The organism is Pseudoalteromonas sp. SWXJZ10B, assembly GCF_015864475.1.
Taxonomy (GTDB): domain Bacteria; phylum Pseudomonadota; class Gammaproteobacteria; order Enterobacterales; family Alteromonadaceae; genus Pseudoalteromonas; species Pseudoalteromonas arctica.
This window is the reverse complement of the sequence record NZ_JADYXD010000012.1, coordinates 70,714-93,037: the sequence shown is the minus strand read 5'-3', so window position 1 is coordinate 93,037 and position 22,324 is coordinate 70,714. Positions and strand designations below refer to the sequence as shown.

Sequence of the window (22,324 nt, the reverse complement as noted above, 5' to 3'; positions counted from 1 at the left end):
GTATTCGTTATGAATCTGCGTTGTTATTCGCTAAGCGCCATTGTGGCAAGCTTCATTGTGCTTTCAAACGATTTAGTACCCGCTATAAATAAACCATTGTGACAGAACACGGCATCATCAATACCTGTTTCATCTACAAACGCTTGATCAGATAAGCCAGACCACGCTTTAGGAAGCGATTTTTTATCTTCAAACGACCCAGGCTCAACAGGCACCGTTTGTAATATCCACTGCCCTGAGTGAGACGGATAAACCATGTATAGTGCGTCACTTGATAAAATATGGACTGTTTTTTTCCACGGTGTGTACTTTTCAAGCACGATTACTCTGGCATCGTCTGCATTTTCAATTGCTTTGGCAACAATTTCTTTTGCATTAACACTACCGTGAGCTGAAGCGATAAAACGAACGAGCATACGCGCTGCAAATTCAACAGCTTCATCAAAACAGGTATCAAAGTTACTTTCTTCTTCCCATGTAGGGTTAAACATTGAAATTGTTTGACTAAGCGTTATGCCCTCAACCACACCTTTTACGTAACCGCAGTCAATGGCATCAATAGTCGATACTAAACCAGAGTCAACTCTATCTGCCACTGCTTGATTATCATTACAAAGCGTTAAACCGTACTTTTTCCAAATTAAACCAAATGATGAATAAGGAGTGCCATTTTCACGCTCACCCGCACCACCGCGTTGATGATGATCAAATCGACCTGTATCTGGGTTATATTCGCCGCCTACATCAACAACAATATCAGCACTTTCTATAAGCGCTTTATCGCGAGTACGAACAAGCTTAAACGCTGGCAAAATATGTTTAAGTACCGCAATACTAAAAACGTCGTCTGCATGAAAATTACCATTGTGGGTTACTACTGTTATTTCGCTCATTGGTTTATCGCTACTATTAGAAAAGATAAAAATTCTCGCTTTGTAAGTTAATTACTAATTATCGAGACAGATTTTATACGAAGACAGGTGTTAAAAACAGTGAAGTATTTTTTGCTTAGCTATAAAAGGAGTTTTTATAGTTATTAGTTTTAAGTATAGCGTTTATTGCAAGGTAATAATGGGTGGTTGTAGGAAGGATATTTACGACACGTTAAACTTTAACATGCCGCAGAGCTAGTTAACTTATTGGCTAAGCCCTAGTTCCATAAATACACTTTGTGGATTATCGACATATGAGCCAAAGCTACCACAACGTTTAAAGCCTAAATTTTCATATAAACTGATAGATTTTATTTGCTTTGGGCCTGTTTCTAAACGTATTAACGGGATTTGCTTTTCACCAGCTTGATGCAATAAAATTTGCATAATACGTCTCGATAGCCCTTTACCACGATGGCTTGGTTTAACGTATAAACGTCTTATTTCGCCATAAGGTTGAGTATCAAACTTCTCTACAATCGCACCGCAGGCTATAATTCCCTCTTCGGTTTTTAAACCAATAGCATATACATTAGGTGAGGTTAATTCGTCTAACTCAAGAGACTGAGCTGTTGCAACAGGGTACAACGAATTTATAAGTCGGTCTATATCGTCAAATACGTTAACTACATCGGGATCACTTGGATTCAAATCAACTAACTGCATAAAGCTTCCATTCATTGTTATAAGTTTATTAAGCTTTAAATAATATATTTAAGCGGACGTAGCTTAGCACTGTTTAACAAAAAAATCTTTAGGGGAGCCCGCATTGTGAAATTTCATCAACAAAAGCAATAAACAATCCAATCTCAAAATGAGTAGTTAGATTATTGCTATTAAATCACGTTGAGCTTTAAGTAATTAGATCGCGAGGCTTATTTTTAGCGTTATGCCATTTTAAATAGCGCTCCTTATCCATTGGTTTTGCGATTAAATAACCTTGCATCGAATCAATATTCATTTTTTTAAGTAAATCATATTGCTCAGCGGTTTCTACACCTTCTGCAACAACGGCCAAATTTAAGCTTTTCCCTAAGCTAATAATTGTTTGCGCGATATTAAAACCAATGTCATTGTCTAAAATTTTATCTATAAAACTTTTATCTATTTTTAATTCTTTAACGGGAAACGCACTTAAGTACGTTAAGCAAGAGTACCCGGTTCCAAAGTCATCAATAGAAAATATAAAACCTGCAGCAATAAGCTCTTTCATTTGTTTAATTGTATATTCTATATCGTTTGAGATCATCGACTCGGTTATTTCTAACTTAATTTGTGAAGCTGGAATATCAAACTTACTTATAGTACTAAACAGCTCTTTTTTTAAATTTGATGAATTAAACTGACTTTGGCTAATATTAATTGAAACACTGAACGAATCGTCAATAGCGCTGGCTTCTTTAAGTTCATTAATTAAAATACATATATCGCGTAATACTGCATTTTGTAGTTTTTGTATAAGTCCGTACTGCTCAGCTATAGGTATAAATTCATTTGGCGCTATAAGGCCTCTTTGCGGATGGTTCCATCTAATTAGCGCTTCAGCTCCAATAATATCTCCGCAAGTATTAACTTGTGGCTGAAAATAAGCACAAAACTCATCAGAAGCAATAGCTCTAACAATGTCGGTTTCAAGCTCGGTTTGCTTTTCAAGCAGTGTTTGCGACGCTGGATCGTAAAAGCTACTGCTGTTTCCGCCTTTCTTTTTAGAGCGATACATAGCAGTGTCGGCAAACTTTAATATATTGTCAGTTTGTGCGTTTACGCTGTCAATTAGGCAAATACCTATGCTGCAACTTACTTGAAAGGCAAGTTCGCCGACTTCAAAATTATCATGAAACACGCTCTGGATTTTTTTTGCCACGGATTCGCATTCATAAATTGCCTGCTTTGTATTTTCACCTATGTCTTCAAGTAAAATAATAAACTCATCGCCACCGGCTCTAGCTAACGTGTCTGAGCTTTTGATTATGGCGTTTAATCTTTTTGATAGCTCTACAAGCACTTCGTCTCCAGCACTGTGCCCCAACGAATCATTAATACGCTTAAAGTTATCTAGGTCTAAAAATAATAAAGCTCCAATATTTTTTATACTTTTGATGCTCTCTACGCACGTATTTAACCTATCGCTAAGCATTCTTCTATTTGGCAAATTGGTGAGTGGGTCATAAAATGCAAGCTTATGAACTTCTTGCTCTGCTTTTTTCCTTATTGAAATATCCCTGGCCATCCATACAATATGCCGTTTTGTCGGGTTCTCAGGATGGTAATGATCTAAAGCAGCGGCTCGTCCTTCAAAAACTATACTCCCCTTCGGGACATTTAATTCATATTCAAATATTTGCATATCGTTAGTCGACAACGTTTTTGCAATGACTGCCATTATCATTTGCGCATCTTTTTGAGGAAGTAAGTCTTTAACATTTTGACCAATAATATCCATGGTCGAATCAAGCAGTAACTCATTAGAAGTACCATAAACATCGGTATATATGCCGTCTTCACTTAAAATGAGGATGAGATCGGGCATTACTTTGGTAAAGGCTTTAAATTTTTCATTACTGTGCTGTAAATTAGCGACAAGCTGTTTTGCCTTCTCAAATTCGTTACTTTTCTCAAGAGCAATACTTGAAAAGTGTACAAAAAAATCAATTAATTCTAACTCTTGCTCTGATGGGGCTTTAGGGCTGCTGTGATAAATAGCAAAGGTGCCTAACAAATCAGCTTGAGTTGACATAATAGGCGTTGACCAACATGACTTAAGATCAAACTTTAACGCTAAGTCTTTAAAATCCACCCACAGTGGTGAAGTTTCAATATTTTCTACAATTATGCGCGATTTCGAAAATGCAGCAGTACCACATGAACCCACTTTTGGCCCTATGTAAACTCCATTAAGCAAACCACAGTACTCTGGATGAATATTAGGGGCTGCACAATGAAAAAGCTGCTCGCCTTTAGCTGATAAAATGGAACACCTAGCAGATTCATCATCCATAATTTTTTCTATCGATAAACAAATTTCAGTAAGCACCTCATTTAAAGGTGCCCCTAATGCAATTTTAGATAAAATGCCTTGCTGGTGAGATAATAACTTTTTTAACCTGTCCGTACCCATTTTCACTTGCTCGCATTATTTATACATATTGATACAACAAAAGCCTCAAGCAGATGCTTTTTTTACTATGTAGTAAAGTTCAGTATAGTCATGATTAGTAAGTTTATTATTTTATTAATAAAAAACTAATCTGGCCTATTTTGATCAATCATAATTGCATATTACTAAACATCTGTAGTTACCATATAACCAAAATAGCAACATTAAAGCTAACACTTTGTTACCTAAAAATACTGTTTAAAATTACTCAGCTATTTATACAAGTGCAAATGGAAAATATTTTTTGAGGTAGCTGTGCAGATCATACAAGGTATGGAATATTTTTTTCGGGATTTAAATTAATTAGCCAAAAAGGGTTAAAGCGTTTTGTGCTTATCCCGCTTTTAATTAATATTTTACTATTTGGTAGCTCGTTGTTTTTTATTTTTCTGGTCAAGCGACTGTTTTAGCTACATAAATAACATACTACCCGAGTGATTAAGCTGGCTTGAGTGGTTAATGTGGCCAATCGCAGTTTGGTCGTATTATTTGGCTACAGCATGCTATTTACTATAATCACTAATTTTATTATACCAATCTGCTTATATATGGGGTCTATTTAACGTTAAGAAAATTACGCTAGAACTAGGCAAAAATTTTTGTATCTAGTTGTTCTAAATAAAAAAATTTTAACGACGTTGTAGTGCAATTTGATTCGTTAAATTGATCAAAGATTTATGCAGGTTGGTATTACAGCCCCATTCAATGCTTTATTAAGCGAAAAAGTTGAGCTTTATTTAACGGGCCAAAAAATTAGCGATATGGCTTTTCTGAATTAGTTAAAGATGTACCTGGAATGCTTGCCCGTGAGTGTACAAAGCTGTGCTACTACCCTCTATGCACTATTGGATTTTTTATATTACTTTGGGTTTTATTGGTCAAGTATTATGGGGTTTATTTACGTGTTGGATGTGTGCGGTGCAATACGAAGACTATGCGTTTGATAACCATAAAATTGACTTTAAGCAGATGAAAGACGATTTAAAAGCTAAGCAAGGTGTATCGTACGGATTTGGTTTTGCTGTTATGTTATTAACCGCTATACCATTTATAAACTTAATCGTTATGCCTATTTGCTGTGTGATTATGCTCACCGAGCCTTTAATTTTAATCCTTGCTTTAACCCTTATTGCTGGTGCTGCTGCACTGCAAAGTTTACTTGGTTTTGGCTTAGGGGTTATTGCTACGCCAATTTTAGTATTGATTTATCCTGCTTTTATACCCGCCCCTATTTTGCTTCTAGGACTAGGCTTATCGCTATTAAGTGCACTAAATAATAAAAAGAACATACAGATTAGTCGTATTAGCATTACTTTATGCGGGCGTTTTAGGTAGACGTTACCCTAGCTATAGCCGCGGTGTAACCAACTTAATAACCTCTGATGACAAGCAAGCGTTAACCATTATTTGTAGTTCAAGGGTCGATTTAACTACCTCACTTCAAAGTGATAACAGTTATATGATTAGCGCTGAAAAAATTGAAAAAAACAAAAATCACTCAGTTAATCATGGGATCGAAATTGACGAAGATATTTGGCTAAAAATAAATTATCTCGGTATGGGGGTCTTGGTAGAAAACCCCGACCACTCTAGACTCGATGCAGGGGGCGCTAATCTATAAATAAGATTGATTACCTCACGTTGGGCAATCAATCCTTTATTTAGCTTTAATACCTATTGCTTATAAACCTTGCTCAGTAGCCATTTTTTTCGCAATTTGTGGGGCAGTCCAAAGTGATGGTAACAACACAAATGATACAGGTACGGCGGTTACTACAATAAACGACTGCAGTGCAGAAATACCACCTGAACCTATCGAAATTAATATTGCTGCCATAACCCCCATCATAATGCCCCAAAACACTCTAACGGGTGTTTGCGGATGATCGTTACCCGTCATTACCATAGATACCGAGTAGGTCATGGAGTCACCTGTGGTTGCTACAAATATTGTGGTTAAAATTAAAAACAACACCGATATAACAAAGCCCATAGGCAGCTGCTCAGTAATAGCCAACAGTGCAGCGGGTAAATTTAAGCCCGCAAAGGGTTCTGAAATAACACCCGGGTTTGCTAACTCAAAAAATATACCTGAACCACCCACTATCGTAAACCAAAAACAAGTAATAACAGGAGCAATTATTGAGATAAGCGTGATCATTTCGCGAATAGTACGGCCGCGTGAAATTCGTGCAACAAACATAGCCATTAAAGGTCCATACCCTAAAAACCAGCCCCAAAAGAATACCGTCCACCAGTCTAACCAGGCGGTATCGGCACGAAAAGTGGCCATAGGAATAAAGTTATTAATATAAAGCCCAAACGAATGAATATAGCTATCAAAAATAAAAGCTGTAGGCCCCATCAGCAAAATAAACAGCATTAACGCTACGGCTAAAATTACATTAAAGCGACTGAGTAATTGAATTCCTTTAGTGACGCCACTTACAGCAGATAGAGTATAAATTGCAATTAAACCAAATAAAATAGCCACTTGAGTGGTGTAAGTATCTGGAATACCAAATAGCTTTTCTAAACCAAAACTTACTTGCAACCCTAAAAAACCAATAGGGCCTACCGTGCCTGCTACTACAGCTATAACACAACACGAATCGACAATAGCCCCAAATGCGCCTTTCATTACGCGCTCACCAAATACCGGATACAACAAAGTACGTGGCTTAAGCGGTAAACCTTTTTCGTAATGTAAATGCATATAAACTATGCCTGTAAGGCTGCCTAAAATAGCCCAGGCTAAAAACCCCCAATGCATAAAGCTTTGCGCTAAAGCATTAAATGCAGCCTCTTTAATCCCTGACTCACCACCAAAAATTGGCGGCGGCGAAATAAAATGCGCCATGGGCTCAGCAGCAGCCCAAAACACCCCACCACCAGCAAGGAGTGTACACATAATAATGCTGATCCACTTAAAGGTGTTAATCTCTGGCTTTTTTAAACCACCTAATACCACTTTTCCGGTACGTCCAAAGGCTAAAAACAACCCAATTATAAAGGTCGAAAGCAATAATATTTGCCAAAAGGCACCAAACGTCTTAGTAGAAAAAGCAAAGGCGATATTGATCCAGCCCGACATCAAATCAATATCATAAAGTGCTAGCACAGCAAATAGCACAAGAATGCCACCACTGATTAAAAATACCGGTATATCTACCCCTACCAAATACTTTATTGTAGATGAATGCTCATCCTCATGTTGTTTTGTTACTCCAGTAGTGCTCATTTATCGTCTCTTGATGGATTTTTAGTTACCGACATAGCGACATACCACAACACCCACCCTAAATACGAAATGAAGCGACGCGAATCAAAAGGTTAAATTATCTTTCGATCTTACTTTATTCCGAGTTTAGAAAATGCCATAACAAATATCTTAACTGCCAACTTGTAAATATTTTACCCTTTTCAGCCACCTAATCCAACGGTACTCTAATTATTAATAGTGAATTTACACAATAGTAAAGCCTTGCTTACAGCTATTTTTAATAATAAACAAATATAAAACAACAATTTTGAAGGGGTTAGGAAAACAGAAATAGCAATATAAATAAAGAGATGGAAAGTACAGCGATAGAACAAGATACATAAGGCTAAGTATATTAATAGTCAAATGCATAATTAATCTCGCAATATATTTAATATGTATTGATAGTATTTTTGTAAAAATAACTAAGATAATATTTTGGGTAAATTTATTGATAGTTTTTAAATTATTAGCAACGCGTATAACACACATAAAAAAAGCGCTTAATAAGCGCCTATTACTTTGATAAATACGATACTTACACTAATACTTGACGCGTGTTTGCTATAAAGTGATGTACTTCGCGCTCAATTTTAGGGTCAACAGGCTCATCTGGTCGACGATCATTCGGGCAAGGCATTCTTGGCGTAGTACCAAATAAGCGACAAATTAATGGGCGCTCATCATATACAGTGCAGCCATTGGGGCCAAGATGCACACAATTGAACTCGTTTAACGCCGCTTCATGCTCCGCATCTGTTTTTACCGGTAAGCGCGACATTTCCTCTGAAGACGTTGTTACTGGCCCGCAGCAGTCGTGGCATCCTTTTACGCATTCAAACGCTGGAATATTAGCGCGCAATCGTAAAATTACTTCCTGATTTTTGTACATCACTATTTATACCCTTTATTTTTGCAACGCACTGACGCGGCAACTTTACTAATTTCTCCACAATGCATCAAAACGATGCCTAAGCCTAGAGTGGCTATAGTACGCTTTGCACTACCAAAAAATCAAGGTAAGTTAGCGCTTGGTTACGCCATAGAGCCAATTTATAAGGCTTGTAAACTAATTATCGCTTATTAAGCTGGGAGAAAAAAATAGTAAACTGGCCGTTGTTATTACTTAACTTAAACACTTTGTTACCTAAAAATACTGTTTAAAATTATTAAGCTATTTATACTGTCACTAATGGTGAATATTTTTTGAGGTTACAGTGCAGATCACACAAGGTATGGAATATTTTTTTTCAGGATTTAAATTAATTAGCCAAAAGGGGTTAAAGCGTTTTGTACTTATCCCGCTTTTAATTAATATTTTGCTGTTTGGTAGTTCGTTGTTTTTCTTGTTTGGATGGTTAAGTGATAGCTTTAGCTACATTAACAACATGCTACCAGAATGGTTAAGCTGGCTTGAATGGCTAATGTGGCCAATTGCAGTATTAGTCGTGCTATTTAGCTATAGTATGCTCTTTACAGTCATCACTAATTTTATTGCAGCCCCCTTTAATGCTTTATTAAGCGAAAAAGTTGAGCTTTATTTAACGGGTCAAAAAATTAATGATGACGGCTTTGCCGATTTATTAAAAGATGTGCCTAGAATGCTTGGCCGTGAGTGGAAAAAATTATGTTATTACCTTCCTCGCGCTATTGGTTTTTTCATACTACTTTGGGTTTTACCTGTCATTGGCCAAATACTATGGGTTTTGTTTACCTGTTGGATGTACGCGGTGCAGTATGAAGACTATGCGTTTGATAACCATAAAATTGGCTTTAAGCAGATGAAAGACGATTTAAAATCTAAGCAAGGTTTATCATACGGGTTTGGTTTTGCTGTTATGTTATTAACGGCTATACCCTTTGTAAACTTAATAGTTATGCCTGTAGCTGTGTGTGGTGCAACACGTTTGTGGGTCGATAATTATCGACCAAAATACCGTAGTTAATTAAGAGGTTGCTGACTTTTCAATATTCAAAGGACGCCGCACCCGAGATAAAAAAGCACCTAAGGTGCTTTTTTAATCTATTTTTAAAACAATAAACTCAAGCGATGCACGCCTTGGTAATGCGACGCTTTGTTTATCTACTTCTTCAAATTTTTTAATCAAAATACTAAAGCGCTGATTGTTAAAATTAACGGCTGTAACTTCACCAATTTTTATACTGTAGTTTTGCTGCTGATCAAACAGCTTTAGTGTTCGCCCTTTTATACGCTCTACGAATAAGTAAGGTGTTTGGTCTGGCATCTTTAAACGGATAACATTGATTTTACTTAACTCATGTACCGCCACCCAATTTTGACTCTGCATTAACGTATTATAACTACTAATGCCTTCAGGCTGATAAACAACATCTTGGCTTACAACGCATGCCTTACAGCCCTTTACTAATTCAACTCGCCAGTCAATAGCTGTATTTTTGTAATATAAATTGTCATTTTTTAGTAACCATTCACGTGCATTGTTAGTATCGCTACACGCTATTAGTAAGCTTAAAAAACTACTACCAACAATAAACTTAATACTTAACCCTAGTTTCATATTAATGCTCTTTAATTGCTTTTAACTCAGCAATAATTGCACTACTTGGCTGCGCTTCTTTTATATAACTGGGCAGCGTTTCAATATTAGTAGGTGAGCTTTGTAAATTATACACCTTACTATTATTAGTATTTGGCACGCCAAACCGATTACCTGCACTTTGCATATAAAACTGCAAATTAAGCATGCTCCACTCATTTACATCACTAAGTATTGATATTGTATTATCTTGATTAGTATCAAAGCTGGTTAAGCTTTCGGTGTTAATTGCATTACAGTTAAAATCAACAGGTAGTGAGGCATTTCGATTTAACCCCTGTGCTTCAAGTATTGTACTCTCATTTAAATCTGCTGAACTACCACTTGAATAATCAATAATAAAATCATCTGTAGAGCCTAAATGACTATTAGTATTTGGTGTAATATCGCAGCTAGCATTGCCTGGATAAAAACGCTCATAATAACGATCGCCTTCGTTATTACCTATTGTTGATAAACCCGCTAATTGATATAAATAATTCATAGAGCTTAAATGATTAGGCTTAAAGTTAACCTCTTCATCGCCACCATGGTATAAGCCTAAGTTATGGCCTAGCTCATGAAAGATAGTTGATGCTTGATAATTATAAGTTACATTGGTTGCTATTTGCGTATCGAGCGTTAAGCCCCAGCCCCCCATAGTTACCATTAAATCATTACCGCTGATCTCAGCAATACCCGACCCACTAATACTGCCATCTTCATTTCCACTACTTGCCATTAATAAGTAATGAAAAATGGGTCTGCGGGTTATATCGGTATATTCCATTTTATAAGCAAATAAATTAGGGCAACTTAAATCGTACTCAAACGGAGTATAACTATTAAAAGGGACAACATTTCCGCCACCTAAATCAAAGTTTTGCAGCGCAATATCGCTATTTTGATCAAATAAGTCACCTACATCAAAATGAACGGTATAGCCTTTACTTGCAAATACACTAACAATTTTTTCAAGTGCTGTTCGATGAGGCGTTATTCCAACATCACTACTATCCATATAATCTATTTCAATAAATATATCTTTTTGTGAAGTACGCGCTCCCCATTCATATAAAGGCAGTCCACCAAATGTTGCCCCCTCTACCTCTGCGCAATCTGGAATACCGTCTTCATCATCATCTATTGAGCAAGTTATATCATTAGGCCCTGCCGGAGTATTGAATACTGAGTAGTTCCAGTCTGTATTTTGGTTAGTATCGGTTGCGCCGAGCGTACGCTTTAAGCTGGCGCCCTGCTCTGGCGGTATTTGTGCAGCATTTTCGCCTTGCCACTGCGAGGCTGTTACAGGCTCTTGGGTTGAATTTCCAAACTTAACAAAGTCGATAGTTTGTGTACCCGCACTATTAAGTAATTCTGCAAAACCATTTATGTACCAATAAGGCCTAATTTGATCATTCGCGCTACCAACAAGCACAAGCTTAGTGTTATTTAATGACGCACTTGCTAAAAAGTCATCGCCAAAGCGGCTTTGTAAAATAATATAGGCGCCATTTAAAAGCTCTTTATTAGGCAGCGTAAATATTTGCTCACCACTCAACGTACTATCAGACATATTAATACTGCGAGCTTTAAGAGAGTAGTCTTGTAAATTTACTGTCGCACCGGTGCCGTTATAAAGTTCAATCCAAGGTAAGTCATTACTAAATTGCACAGATGAAAGCTCTGTTATTTTTATATCTTGGCTAGAAGTTGTAAACGAGGTGGCAGTTTGCGCCAAAATAGTTGTGCTATCAAAATTAGCTAAATCAGCTGTAACACGAACAATATATTGAGTGTCTTCATCAAAGCTTGCGCTTAAATTTACAGTATGAAAATAAGTACTTGTGTCGCTGGTAGTACCCGACAAACTTTCAATAGTTAAGGCCAAGCAAGTAGTAAAATTATCTGCTGACACTTGTACGCTTCCAGTACAAGTACCACTGCTAGAGTTAACGGCTAAAGTACTCACGAGCATAATATCTGAAAATGTAATGCTAACAGGGCTATCTACAAATACTGGTTCATTACTATTTTGGGGCGTTACATTACTAATTGTAGCGGGCGTTGAATCAACAACGGTAACATTCAATACAAATTCAGTTGTGTCTTTTGTATCAGTCGCCGTTAACGTATAGCTTTGTGGAGTGATACTGTTTGCAGGAGGTGTGTAACTAAAACGTAAGGCTTGGTCATCAATAACACTGATTTGCGCTCCATTTAAATCATCACCAAAGTCAATCTGTACGCTATCGTTATCTGCGTCGCTAACCACTAAGCTAAATTCTGTGGCTTGGTTATATTGCACATTTATATTTACATCATCGGCAGTCGGTGGGTTATTTGGGGCTAATATTACAACTATTTTCTGGGCGTTATTTGTAGCGTTATCGTCATCGGTAACAGTTACTACAAACGTTACATTGGTATTTTGCGCAACAGTGGGCGCATTAAAACTAATACTTGTTTCTGTTTGGGTAAGTTCAACTACAGGGCCACTTGTTTGCTGCCAGGTTATGCTATTAATACTGCCATCGCGGTCTTGTGCATCTGCAACTAGGGTTACACTGTCATCTTTTTCAGCTTCTTCTGGGCCTGTAACAATGACTGTTGGCGCGCTATTTACTTGATTAATTAAAACCGTTTTACTCGCTTGAGCGCTTTTACCGGCATTGTCAGTTACGGTTACGCTAAAGCCTAGCGTTGTATTTTCAGATACATTGGGTGCAGTAAAACTAAGTACACCATCTGACTGGCTAAAATCAACATTATCTCCCACAGACTGAATCCAACTAATAGTGCTTATGGTTCCATCTGTATCTTGAACGTTAGCAACTAAGCTTACTTGTGTGTTAGCAAGTGCACTACTTGGGCCTGTAATATTAACTGTAGGTGCATTATTTTGAGAAGTGATAGTGCCTGAAAATACTTGTTGTGCAGTAGCACCTGAATTATCAGTAACAGTAACTGAAAAACTAAAGGTCGTGTCAGTGGTTACACTCGGTGCAGTAGCTGTAAGCGTATTGCCATTAACAATAAATGTAAATTCAGGACCACTAAGTTGTTGCCATTGATAATTGGCTATTTGCCCGTCACTATCACTTGCAAGCGCAGTAATAGTAAACGATTGGTTAGAGACAATAACGTTACTACTAACAGAGAGCGTAACACTGGGCGCAGTGTTACCAGAGGGCGTAGTTGAATCACTACCTTCTCCGCCGCCGCCACAACCTGTGATTAAAAGTGATAAAAAAAGTAAACTTAGCCATTTATTAATATTGTTTTTTACCACTTTTAGCCTCTACATATTAACTATACAAATTTTGTGGCACCTTAGTAACGTTTAAATGAACGGTTATTTCCTCACGATCATGATAGAGATGTTTAGCTTGTAACTCGTAATTAATGCTATGTTTCTCAAGCTCTTTTCTTATCATCGAAAGACATTCATAAACACTATCAAAGCGTTTTTTCATAGGTAGTTTTAAGTTAAATATAAACTCTTTTGCGTATGCATTTACTGCCCAGTCAATCATTAGCGTAGTCACTTTGGTTGGTTTTTCCACCATATCGCACACTAACCAAGTAATATTTCTTTTTTCTGGGCGATATTTAAAACCATCTGCTCTAAAATGTTTAACTTGACCCGTTTGCATTAAATCGTCATTCATTGGGCCGTTATCAATCGCACTTACAAACATACCACGGCGTACAAGCTGATAAGTCCAACCACCCGGGCATGCACCTAAATCAACACTGCGCATACCTGCTGCCACGCGTGATTCACGTTGTTGCTCAGGAATAAATACATTAAACGCTTCGTCGAGTTTTAACGTTGAACGACTCGGTGCATCGCTTGGCATACGAAGGCGTAAAATACCCATGAAAAATGGAGAATTATTAAAGCTATACGAGTAACCAACATAAGCCGTATTGTTTGTTAAAAACATGACATGCATTACTGGGCGGTTTGCTTTTGGCTCACGCAGTACTGTATTTTGTTTTTCGAGGGCTTTTTTAAGCGGCGTTGATATTTTTTTACAGAACGTTAAAAGCTCTTTGCCTTCATTTGTATCTGGCGTTTCTACGCGCAGCTCTGAGCACAATGTAAAATCTTTAGCAGCTTCAACTACTGCACTTACACGGTCCTCTACTGGCATGTTTTCAAGTAATGTACCGGCAAACCATTGGCGTGCGAACACCATATTTTTAAAATCGACTTTTTTGATTATTTCGTCGCTGTGATGCGCTTCAAAACATTCGTAAACAACATAACCTGTATTTGGCTTTGCTTTTACATACCCTGCAAAACCCTGCTCTGCAGCATGAAACGTTATTTCAGCAGCGGCATCGCTTTCAAAACCACTACGACAATAAATCACAACACTAGACATATTAACCCTTAAACTCTTTAAAACTTAAATCGTGCGACTTGCACTAAAATAACAATCCAACCAATAATAAAGCACAATCCACCAAGCGGTGTTATCGGCCCTAGCCACTTCATATCTGTTAGAGCGAGTAAATATAAACTGCCACTAAAAAGTAGTGTGCCCGTTATAAAAAAGCCACCAGCCCAACTCAGGTTTATGCCCCATTTAATTAAAATAGCCACCGCAATAAGTGCAAGGCCATGCACCATTTGATACTCAGCAGCTGTTTTAAAAACCCCTAATGAATACTCCGATAAACGGCTTTTTAAACCATGGGCAGCAAATGCACCTAACATAACCGAGAGCATACAAAAAATACTGCCGGCCATTAAAAATAATTTAATCATCTAATCCCCTAATCGAGTCTTAACACATCTCTACTTGTTGCTTAATAAATTCAACGGCACTTAACGCTGCTGTTTCTCTATTTTTCAGTTCAGTTACGCCACTTTTTTTACGTGGTTTTAATGAATGATCGCCATCAGTCAGCCATGTGAGTAAAGGCTGTTTTGGCATTTCCATAGTAAGCAGTTCTTCACGTGTACCAAATGTATCTCGCTCGCCCTGTAATACTAAAAAAGGGCAAACAATATCAGCAAAATGATCGGTGCGTAACTTTTCTGGCTTACCCGGCGGATGAAATGGATAACCAAATGCAATAACACCCGAAAGTCTTTGCTCTGTGCTGCACGCAAGCATTGATGCCATGCGTCCGCCCATCGATTTACCGCCTATAAATAACGGTAAATCTGGCTGCGCCTGACCAAGCACTTGCTCATAATAAGTAAGTAGCTTTGGCGCTCGCTCTGGAGGCCTACGTTTATTAGTTTGTTTAGCAATTTGCATATATTCAAAATCAAATAAACCAACATCAACACCTTGCTCGCTTATTAATTTTGCCATATGTTGCATAAAGTCAGAATCGCTACCGGCACCTGCACCATGCGCAAATATAAACTGTGCAATTGCAGGTTGTGCGGTGCTTTTAAACCATTCAATCATTATTAATACTCATGTTCTTGTTCATGCTCTACTAAGCTCAGCATCCACTCTTTAAACGAAACTATTTTACCAAGCTCTGTTTGCGATTCGCGAAGCACTAAGTAATATGCATTTTTACTTTCTAGACTGTGATTAAACGGAATAACCAAACGCCCTGCATCTATGTCGGGTTTAGCTAATACACTATTACCAATTGCCACACCTTGCCCATGTACTGCAGCTTGTAACACCATTGATGAGTGACTAAATATAGGTCCTTGATTTACCTGAATGTTACGCACGCCTGCAGTTTTCATCCACGTTTTCCAGTTTTTACGTGTGGTATCATGCAATAAAGTGTGATGCGCTAAATCACTAGGTTGATCAAGCGGCTTTAATCCGCTTAATAACATAGGACTACAAAGTGGTACTAAATACTCGGTATGAAGTTTGTACGCTTGTACGCCATTCCAATGACCTCTTCCATAGTAAATAGCAATATCTACGTCATCAGTCAGTGAGTTTTCATCTTGATCTTGTGCTTTTATTCGCACGTCTATCTCTGGGTGTAACTCATTAAACAAACTCAAACGAGGCACTAACCACTGAATAGCAAAACTGGGTGTTAGACTAACCGTTAATGAGCCCTTAGCACCACGGGCTAATAGCTTTTCAGTTGCATCAATAAGCTGAGTAAAAATCTCTTTTATATCTAAAAAATAGCCTTGGCCTTCTTCAGTTAATAATAATGAGCGGTTTTTACGTAAAAACAACTTTAAACCTAAATGCTCTTCAAGTGTTTTTATTTGATGACTTACTGCCGCCTGCGTTACATAGAGCTCTTCTGCAGCCTTAGTAAAACTTAAATGACGCGCAGCCGCTTCAAAGGCTTTTAATGCGTTTAATGGAGGTACCCGTCTTGACATAATAACCAAGCTTAGAATTAGTTTTTCTTATGCGTGAGATTATATACATCATATAAGTTTGTGTATATTAAAGGCATAAAAAAAGCGACCTGAGTCGCTTTTTAATAAACATCATGCTTAATTATAAATCGCTTGCACTTGTATCAAGTGGGGCAAAGCTTTTAATTAAATCATCAACCGCTTTCATTTGCGTTAAGTATCCTTCTAACTTACTAAGCGCTAGCGCACATGGGCCATCGCATTTAGCTTCGTTAGGGTTTGGATGCGCCTCAATAAATAAACCTGCAATACCTAGCGCCATACCGCTACGTGCAAGCTCTGCAGCTTGTGCACGACGACCATCAGCAGAGTCAGCTCGTCCACCAGGGCGTTGTAGCGCATGTGTTGCATCAAAAATAACAGGCGCCATTGCTTTCATGTCATCCATACCCAGCATATCAACCACTAGGTTGTTGTAACCAAAGCTAGAACCACGCTCACAAAGTGCGATGTTATTATTACCCGCTTCATTAAATTTAGTAATGATGTGGCGCATTTCATGCGGCGCTAAAAACTGTGGTTTTTTCACGTTAATAATTGCACCTGTTTTAGCCATCGCCACAACTAAATCTGTTTGACGTGCTAAAAAGGCTGGTAACTGAATTACATCAACAACTTCAGCAACAGGTGCTGCTTGATGCGGTTCATGTACATCAGTAATAAGCGGTATGTTGAAAGTCTTTTTAATCTCTTCAAATATTTTTAAACCTTCTTCCATACCAGGACCACGGTACGAATTGATTGAAGAACGGTTAGCCTTATCAAATGACGCTTTAAATACATAAGGAATATTGAGTTTCGTCGTAACTTCTACGTAATGCTCTGCAACACGCATTGCTAAATCACGAGATTCTAATACGTTAATACCACCAAACAATACAAACGGTTTGTTGTTTGCTAGTTCAATTTCATTAATTTTAATAATTTGGTCTTTCATTTAAATTCCTTACGGTGCAACTGCTTGCATCATTAATCCACAAATATAAGCCATATAAGTACCCACACCATAGCCCAGTACAGCTAACAGGACACCAACAGGCGCAAGCGAAGGGTGAAATGCTGATGCTACAACAGGTGCAGACGCTGCACCGCCCACATTAGCCTGCGAGCCCACAGCCATATAAAATAACGGTGCTTTAATTAGTTTAGCTACTACTAACATTATGCTTGCATGCACTAACATCCAAATGGCACCAACTAAAAATAACCCTGGGTTATTAAAAATAGCGGTTACATTCATATGCAAACCAATCGATGCAACTAAAATATACAAAAAGCTAGAGGCTACTTTTGAAGCGCCAAACGCTTCTATTTGTCTCACTTTAGTAAACGATAAGCCTATGCCAATCGTTGTTGATATAACAATTAGCCAAAAGAATTTACTGTTTAAGCTGTACTCTTTTGCCCACTCATAAGTAGTGCCAAAGTACGGACCTAAAAAGTCAGCACAAAAATGCGCTAAACCGGTTATACCAAATGCAATTGCAAGCAGCGTCATGTAATCGTTAAGAGTAGGAATACGTGCGTGTTCAGCATGATAGGCTTCAACACGTTTTTTTAAATCTTCAATTGCGCTTGTATCAGCACCCGTAGCTGCATCAATCTTTTTATGGTTTGCTGCCATTAACAATAAAACAGCCATCCAAATATTCGCGACTATTACATCTACTGTAATCATTACAGAAAATATATCACCACCAACTTCAAACATCTCTTTCATTGATGCTTGGTTAGCACCACCGCCAATCCAGCTACCCGCAACGGTTGTCATACCGCGCCATACTGCATCGGGCCCATGACCACCAACAATACTTGGATCAAATGCACTCACGACTAAAATAGCTAATGGCCCACCAATAACAATGCCCAATGTACCCACTAAAAACATAATGAGCGCTTTAGGGCCTAAGTTAATAATAGCTTTTAAATCAATACTAATGGTAAGCAGTATTAAACAAGCAGGCAGTAAGTAGCGCGAAGCCACATAATAAACATTGGATTTATTACCATCTACAATACCAAAGGTATTTAATAACGAAGGTAAAAAGTAACACAGTAGTAAAGCAGGTACGTATTTATAAAATCGTTTTAAAGCTGGACGCTCACTGTTTGAGGTTTTAAAAATAAACCCCAAAATAATAGCAAGCAAACCAAGCACAACGGCATCATTTGTAATTAATGCGCTTTGAGTTTCAACCATAATTATTCCTATTCTTAATGGTGCGTTTTATTATTATCTTCTAGTTCTTCTATTTGGTGTTGAATAATCTCTATTGCAGGATCGTCCGGACACTCATCGACAAAAAACTGTAAATCATCACGTGCCATTTTAGGGCAACCGAGCTGATTTAATAAGTAACCTCTGTCGCGTCTCTCATACGGGTCGTCGCCTATTAGCTCCATTAGCATCTCTACACAGGTCAAAGCATGACCAAATTTGTTTTCGCTAATGAAAGACCATTTTTGCTGAGCTAAAAATAGCTTATATACTTCGTCATCAAAAATTAACTCTAAAGGCTCTTGTTCTTGCCCATCATCTTCATCTGCGTTTTCAGGGATGATATACCAGCTTTGTTGCCCGCTGCTTGGCTCAATTATGTAGCCCTCTTCATCACTTATCGCCACATGAACACCAACATCACCCAGCGTAAGACTAAGATTTGCATCAAAGTTAGCTTGTTGTAAAAAGTGACAAAGTATAATTGCAAGCGTTGTTGGTGAGCCACTACGCATAGAAAGCGTATAGCTTAATGTATTTAATTTGTATTCTGGCACTTTTAAGCCTGAGGCACTAAATAGCCAATCGCTGTAAAACATATCTAATAATTTTTCGAAGCGATCGTGCTCATCACTCACTTTTAAACACAGCGCTGAAATTTGCTGTTCAAAGTCAGTTAAAGTTTCATAACATGGTGTTAAATCTATCTGAGGGTCCCATTTTGACTCTGCTTTAATACAGCGGTAAATCGCTGGAGGTGTAAATTCATCGTAAGCATCATCAAGATAAGATTCATCGTGTTCGTCAAACCCGAGGGTAGTCATTAATACTGCAACATTTTAGAAAACGAAGGCGTAGTTTACCTAACTTTAAAGCTATATACCAATATAGAGATGTTTTTGAATATTTTCTGAGAGGGAGTCGTATTTGAGCTTTATAAAACAACTATAAAGCTCAAATAGTCAGGTATTACTTATAGCAAAAAAGCTGATTTAGACGTCGCTAAATAACCTATCGCTAAAATAACAGCAGTGTTAACTAAAACGTAAGCAACTTTAGCCGTCATTTTAGTTTGTCTGGCGCTTTTAGCCCCAATACCAATATATATAACCACTAAAACTATTTTTTCTAATAGCCAAGATTGTTCAAACGGGTTAATTTTAGCCATAAATATAAGCGTAAGTGCAGACACTAATAGCAAAGTATCTATACTATGACTACCAATCATTACCGCTTTATTTTTTGCTAATTTACCACTGCCCATTCGCGAAAATGCGCGAACATAAAATAAAATCACACTCAACATCGCAATTGCCATGTGTGAATGCTTTACTGCTAAATAATCCATATGCCCCTGTACTTCTGTTTTATAAAAATTTAATCAGGAAAACGGTTAAGAACCGCTTCTAACTCATCAAGCTTCTCGTTAAATACTTCAACCAATTTTGGTTCAAAGTGTGTGCCTTTTTGAGCGTTAATTTCATCAACTACGTTTTGCAGTGTCCAAGGTTCTTTATAGCATCGTTTATGGCGAAGTGCATCGTATACATCAGCAAGTGCAACTATACGACCAAATACATTAATTGCGTTTCCGCTTAAACCTTGTGGGTAACCAGAGCCATCCCATTTTTCATGATGCTCTTTTGCAATAATTGCGCCTGCACTAACAATCTCATGCGGCGAGTCTTTTAAAATAGTATAGCCTTTATCAGTATGGGTTTTCATCACTTCCCATTCTTGGGCGTCTAACTTTGCTGGTTTATTTAATACCGCATCAGGAATGCCCACTTTGCCTACATCATGAAGAGGCGACGCCAACCTTACTAAATCAGCATCATGCTTAGATAAGCCATACCCTTGTGCCAATATATGACAAATATGTGCTACACGCTTAACATGATTACCCGTTTCTGTTGAGCGTTGCTCTACCGCTTCACTTAACCTGTAAACAAGCTCTTGTTGCGTTGCTTCTATTTCAGACTGAAGTTGTACATTTTCAAACGCAAGTTGCACGTTTTGAGAAAAAATCTTAATTAAATGGCGCTGAGTATCCGTTAAATCTTTTGGGATCCCCGATATAAACAGCATCGAGTTATGATTATATTCACTACTGCAGTATGCAAATAAGTAATTATCCTTATAAACAATACTTTTTTCGTTGAGCGCTTGATGGCAGGCACTTAACTGCTCTATTTGTAGCACCTCATCAAGCTCCTTCCCTTCACTTTTTTCAAAATCGCCAGTACCAGAACACACAATCAACTTTTTATTATTTTGATCTTCTGGATTCTGTGCAACCAAAGTAGTGGCATACATGGCTTGATCAGCAATACCTAATAAAGATGTTAATTGCTGCATAACGCCTTCAATGAAGTGCTCTATTGAATGCGCAGAAAAAATATCACGAGACGCTATAATTATTTTTTCAAGCCCTTCGCGTGACTGCTCAATCGAAATAATATCGCGATACGAGCGTAGGCTCGACATAATTACAGTAAATAGTTTTTGAGCGGTTAGCTCTGTCTTTGATTTGTAATCGTTAATGTCATAATTAATAATTACTTGGCGCTCAGGAGCCTGTCCAGGCTGCCCTGTTCTTAAAATAATCCGTATATGATTATTTTTAGCCTCTTCACGAATAAACTTCGCAACTTGTAAACCGGCATCATCGGTTTCCATTACCACATCAAGTAGCACAATGGCTGCATCTGGATGCTCTTTTATGAGCTCTTTGGCTTCAGCACCCGAATAAGCACTGATAAATTCTAAGCGTTTATTTTGAAACTCAAAATCACTCAACGCTAGTTTTGTAACAGCATGAACTTCAGGTTCGTCATCAACAATTAATACTTTCCAGGTACCGTGTTCAATCTCATCGATTGTCTCTTCTGGCTCATCTGAAAATAAAAAATCACCCATCATAGTCGAAATTCCTTCATGGCATTATTTAACGCACTAGCAAGCAATTATTATTCTTTAGGGCCACTGTGCAAACGTTACACGGTCATTATTACCGAGGTCTTTCACTGTTTTAATATTAACAAATGCCATTTTTTTAAAAAAATGACGTACAGCTTCACCTTGCTCAAAACCGTGTTCTATTAAAAGATAGCCACTAGATAACAAATAGTCACGTGATTGTGTAATTATTTGTTTAATATCAGACATTCCGCAATCATCGGCCACTAACGCAGACAAAGGCTCAAAGCGCACATCGCCCTGATTCAAGTGTATATCACTGCTTTCAATATAAGGGGGATTGGTGACAATTAGGTTAAACTTTTCGCCATGTAACTCGCTAAACCAATTACTTTGCTTAACGCGCACGTTATTAATTGCCAGTCGCTGCTGATTACGTGTAGCAAGTGCAACTGCATCGCTTACTCTATCTACTGCAATAATTTGCCAGTTAGGCATTTCACTACCAAGGGCCAGTGCGATTGCACCAGTACCCGTGCCTAAATCAAGCACTTTAGATGTAGCAGGTACAGCCACTTCAAGTGCTTGCTCTACTAATGTTTCAGTATCTGGTCGAGGTATTAAAGTTGTTGCATTAACTTCAAGCGATAAGCTCCAAAATTCACGTTGCCCCGTAATATGTGCAACAGGTTCACCGTTTAAACGTCTTTGGCAAAAGTTATCAAATTGCTGTTGTTGCTCAGCGTTAAGCTCATGCTCTGGCCAAGTAAAAAGGTAACTGTGAGGTTTTTGAAGAATATGTAAAAGTAAAACTTGTGCATCTAATTTAGCACTTTCGCTGCTAGGTGCTAATAAATTAGCGCCTGCAGCAATTGCTTGTTCAAGAGTTTGGCTCACGA

General features: G+C 37.9%; 18 protein-coding genes and 1 pseudogene. 2 read left to right on the top strand and 17 right to left on the bottom strand.

The window, feature by feature from the left end; translation table 11 throughout:
- Positions 1-23: 23 nt before the first annotated feature.
- The 3 genes from I6F54_RS12535 to I6F54_RS12525 form a co-directional block, all read right to left on the bottom strand.
- A complete protein-coding gene (locus tag I6F54_RS12535) occupies positions 24-893 on the bottom strand; it encodes an MYG1 family protein (RefSeq protein WP_197141597.1) in 870 nt (289 codons plus the stop codon).
- Positions 894-1,136: 243 nt separating this feature from the next.
- Entirely contained in the window at positions 1,137-1,598 is a 462-nt protein-coding gene (locus tag I6F54_RS12530; protein WP_165728892.1) for a GNAT family N-acetyltransferase, read from the bottom strand.
- Positions 1,599-1,785: 187 nt separating this feature from the next.
- Positions 1,786-4,050, bottom strand: a complete 2,265-nt coding sequence (locus I6F54_RS12525) for a sensor domain-containing phosphodiesterase (RefSeq protein WP_197141613.1) — start codon at positions 4,048-4,050, stop codon at positions 1,786-1,788.
- Between the two features lie 728 nt (positions 4,051-4,778).
- Here I6F54_RS12525 and cysZ (I6F54_RS12520) point away from each other — a divergent pair.
- Positions 4,779-5,163, top strand: a pseudogene (gene cysZ / locus I6F54_RS12520) (sulfate transporter CysZ); the annotation flags it as partial.
- Positions 5,164-5,770: 607 nt separating this feature from the next.
- Here the strand turns inward: cysZ (I6F54_RS12520) and I6F54_RS12515 are convergent.
- The gene (locus I6F54_RS12515; RefSeq protein ID WP_197141595.1) at positions 5,771-7,330 is read right to left on the bottom strand and encodes a BCCT family transporter; all 1,560 of its coding nucleotides are present in this window, start codon (positions 7,328-7,330) and stop codon (positions 5,771-5,773) included.
- A 559-nt stretch (positions 7,331-7,889) separates the two neighbouring features.
- A complete protein-coding gene (locus tag I6F54_RS12510) occupies positions 7,890-8,243 on the bottom strand; it encodes a YkgJ family cysteine cluster protein (protein WP_011327756.1) in 354 nt (117 codons plus the stop codon).
- Between the two features lie 343 nt (positions 8,244-8,586).
- Between I6F54_RS12510 and cysZ (I6F54_RS12505) the strand changes: the two genes are divergently transcribed.
- Complete coding sequence (cysZ, locus tag I6F54_RS12505; RefSeq protein WP_197119610.1) at positions 8,587-9,297, top strand: sulfate transporter CysZ; 711 nt, start codon at positions 8,587-8,589, stop codon at positions 9,295-9,297.
- Positions 9,298-9,369: 72 nt separating this feature from the next.
- Here cysZ (I6F54_RS12505) and I6F54_RS12500 read toward each other — a convergent pair whose 3' ends face one another.
- The 12 genes from I6F54_RS12500 to prmC form a co-directional block, all read right to left on the bottom strand.
- Positions 9,370-9,891, bottom strand: a complete 522-nt coding sequence (locus I6F54_RS12500; RefSeq protein ID WP_197141593.1) for a hypothetical protein — start codon at positions 9,889-9,891, stop codon at positions 9,370-9,372.
- A gap of 1 nt (position 9,892) precedes the next feature.
- Positions 9,893-13,201, bottom strand: coding sequence for a PKD domain-containing protein (locus I6F54_RS12495; protein ID WP_197141591.1), 3,309 nt, complete (start codon positions 13,199-13,201; stop codon positions 9,893-9,895).
- A gap of 16 nt (positions 13,202-13,217) precedes the next feature.
- Positions 13,218-14,303 carry a 23S rRNA (cytidine(2498)-2'-O)-methyltransferase RlmM gene (gene rlmM / locus I6F54_RS12490; RefSeq protein WP_007583974.1) on the bottom strand — a complete coding sequence of 362 codons (1,086 nt, stop codon included), beginning with the start codon at positions 14,301-14,303 and terminating at the stop codon, positions 13,218-13,220.
- A 17-nt stretch (positions 14,304-14,320) separates the two neighbouring features.
- Positions 14,321-14,689 (bottom strand): DUF423 domain-containing protein, encoded by a 369-nt coding sequence (locus I6F54_RS12485; protein WP_007583972.1) that lies wholly within the window; start codon positions 14,687-14,689, stop codon positions 14,321-14,323.
- Positions 14,690-14,708: 19 nt separating this feature from the next.
- On the bottom strand, positions 14,709-15,344 hold the full coding sequence (locus tag I6F54_RS12480; protein ID WP_197141589.1) for an alpha/beta family hydrolase: 636 nt from the start codon (positions 15,342-15,344) through the stop codon (positions 14,709-14,711).
- Between the two features lie 2 nt (positions 15,345-15,346).
- Complete coding sequence (locus I6F54_RS12475; RefSeq protein WP_002958561.1) at positions 15,347-16,249, bottom strand: transcriptional regulator GcvA; 903 nt, start codon at positions 16,247-16,249, stop codon at positions 15,347-15,349.
- 121 nt (positions 16,250-16,370) lie between these two features.
- The gene (kdsA, locus tag I6F54_RS12470; protein WP_007583968.1) at positions 16,371-17,225 is read right to left on the bottom strand and encodes a 3-deoxy-8-phosphooctulonate synthase; all 855 of its coding nucleotides are present in this window, start codon (positions 17,223-17,225) and stop codon (positions 16,371-16,373) included.
- A gap of 9 nt (positions 17,226-17,234) precedes the next feature.
- Positions 17,235-18,488, bottom strand: coding sequence for a DUF819 family protein (locus tag I6F54_RS12465; protein ID WP_007583967.1), 1,254 nt, complete (start codon positions 18,486-18,488; stop codon positions 17,235-17,237).
- Between the two features lie 14 nt (positions 18,489-18,502).
- Entirely contained in the window at positions 18,503-19,330 is an 828-nt protein-coding gene (locus tag I6F54_RS12460; RefSeq protein WP_007583966.1) for a tetratricopeptide repeat protein, read from the bottom strand.
- A gap of 149 nt (positions 19,331-19,479) precedes the next feature.
- Positions 19,480-19,854 (bottom strand): SirB2 family protein, encoded by a 375-nt coding sequence (locus tag I6F54_RS12455; protein ID WP_197141587.1) that lies wholly within the window; start codon positions 19,852-19,854, stop codon positions 19,480-19,482.
- Between the two features lie 29 nt (positions 19,855-19,883).
- Positions 19,884-21,428, bottom strand: a complete 1,545-nt coding sequence (locus I6F54_RS12450; protein ID WP_197141585.1) for a response regulator — start codon at positions 21,426-21,428, stop codon at positions 19,884-19,886.
- 54 nt (positions 21,429-21,482) lie between these two features.
- Positions 21,483-22,322 (bottom strand): peptide chain release factor N(5)-glutamine methyltransferase, encoded by an 840-nt coding sequence (gene prmC, locus I6F54_RS12445; protein WP_197141583.1) that lies wholly within the window; start codon positions 22,320-22,322, stop codon positions 21,483-21,485.
- Positions 22,323-22,324 lie beyond the last annotated feature (2 nt).

What these genes read in the sequence shown, in the direction of transcription:
- I6F54_RS12535 (WP_197141597.1), bottom strand. Translation starts at nt 893, where the DNA reads ATGAGCGAAATAACAGTAGTAACCCACAATGGTAATTTTCATGCAGAC.
- I6F54_RS12530 (WP_165728892.1), bottom strand. Translation starts at nt 1,598, where the DNA reads ATGCAGTTAGTTGATTTGAATCCAAGTGATCCCGATGTAGTTAACGTA.
- I6F54_RS12525 (WP_197141613.1), bottom strand. Translation starts at nt 4,050, where the DNA reads ATGGGTACGGACAGGTTAAAAAAGTTATTATCTCACCAGCAAGGCATT.
- I6F54_RS12515 (WP_197141595.1), bottom strand. Translation starts at nt 7,330, where the DNA reads ATGAGCACTACTGGAGTAACAAAACAACATGAGGATGAGCATTCATCT.
- I6F54_RS12510 (WP_011327756.1), bottom strand. Translation starts at nt 8,243, where the DNA reads ATGTACAAAAATCAGGAAGTAATTTTACGATTGCGCGCTAATATTCCA.
- cysZ (WP_197119610.1), top strand. Translation starts at nt 8,587, where the DNA reads ATGGAATATTTTTTTTCAGGATTTAAATTAATTAGCCAAAAGGGGTTA.
- I6F54_RS12500 (WP_197141593.1), bottom strand. Translation starts at nt 9,891, where the DNA reads ATGAAACTAGGGTTAAGTATTAAGTTTATTGTTGGTAGTAGTTTTTTA.
- rlmM (WP_007583974.1), bottom strand. Translation starts at nt 14,303, where the DNA reads ATGTCTAGTGTTGTGATTTATTGTCGTAGTGGTTTTGAAAGCGATGCC.
- I6F54_RS12485 (WP_007583972.1), bottom strand. Translation starts at nt 14,689, where the DNA reads ATGATTAAATTATTTTTAATGGCCGGCAGTATTTTTTGTATGCTCTCG.
- I6F54_RS12480 (WP_197141589.1), bottom strand. Translation starts at nt 15,344, where the DNA reads ATGATTGAATGGTTTAAAAGCACCGCACAACCTGCAATTGCACAGTTT.
- I6F54_RS12475 (WP_002958561.1), bottom strand. Translation starts at nt 16,249, where the DNA reads ATGTCAAGACGGGTACCTCCATTAAACGCATTAAAAGCCTTTGAAGCG.
- kdsA (WP_007583968.1), bottom strand. Translation starts at nt 17,225, where the DNA reads ATGAAAGACCAAATTATTAAAATTAATGAAATTGAACTAGCAAACAAC.
- I6F54_RS12465 (WP_007583967.1), bottom strand. Translation starts at nt 18,488, where the DNA reads ATGGTTGAAACTCAAAGCGCATTAATTACAAATGATGCCGTTGTGCTT.
- I6F54_RS12460 (WP_007583966.1), bottom strand. Translation starts at nt 19,330, where the DNA reads ATGACTACCCTCGGGTTTGACGAACACGATGAATCTTATCTTGATGAT.
- I6F54_RS12455 (WP_197141587.1), bottom strand. Translation starts at nt 19,854, where the DNA reads ATGGATTATTTAGCAGTAAAGCATTCACACATGGCAATTGCGATGTTG.
- I6F54_RS12450 (WP_197141585.1), bottom strand. Translation starts at nt 21,428, where the DNA reads ATGATGGGTGATTTTTTATTTTCAGATGAGCCAGAAGAGACAATCGAT.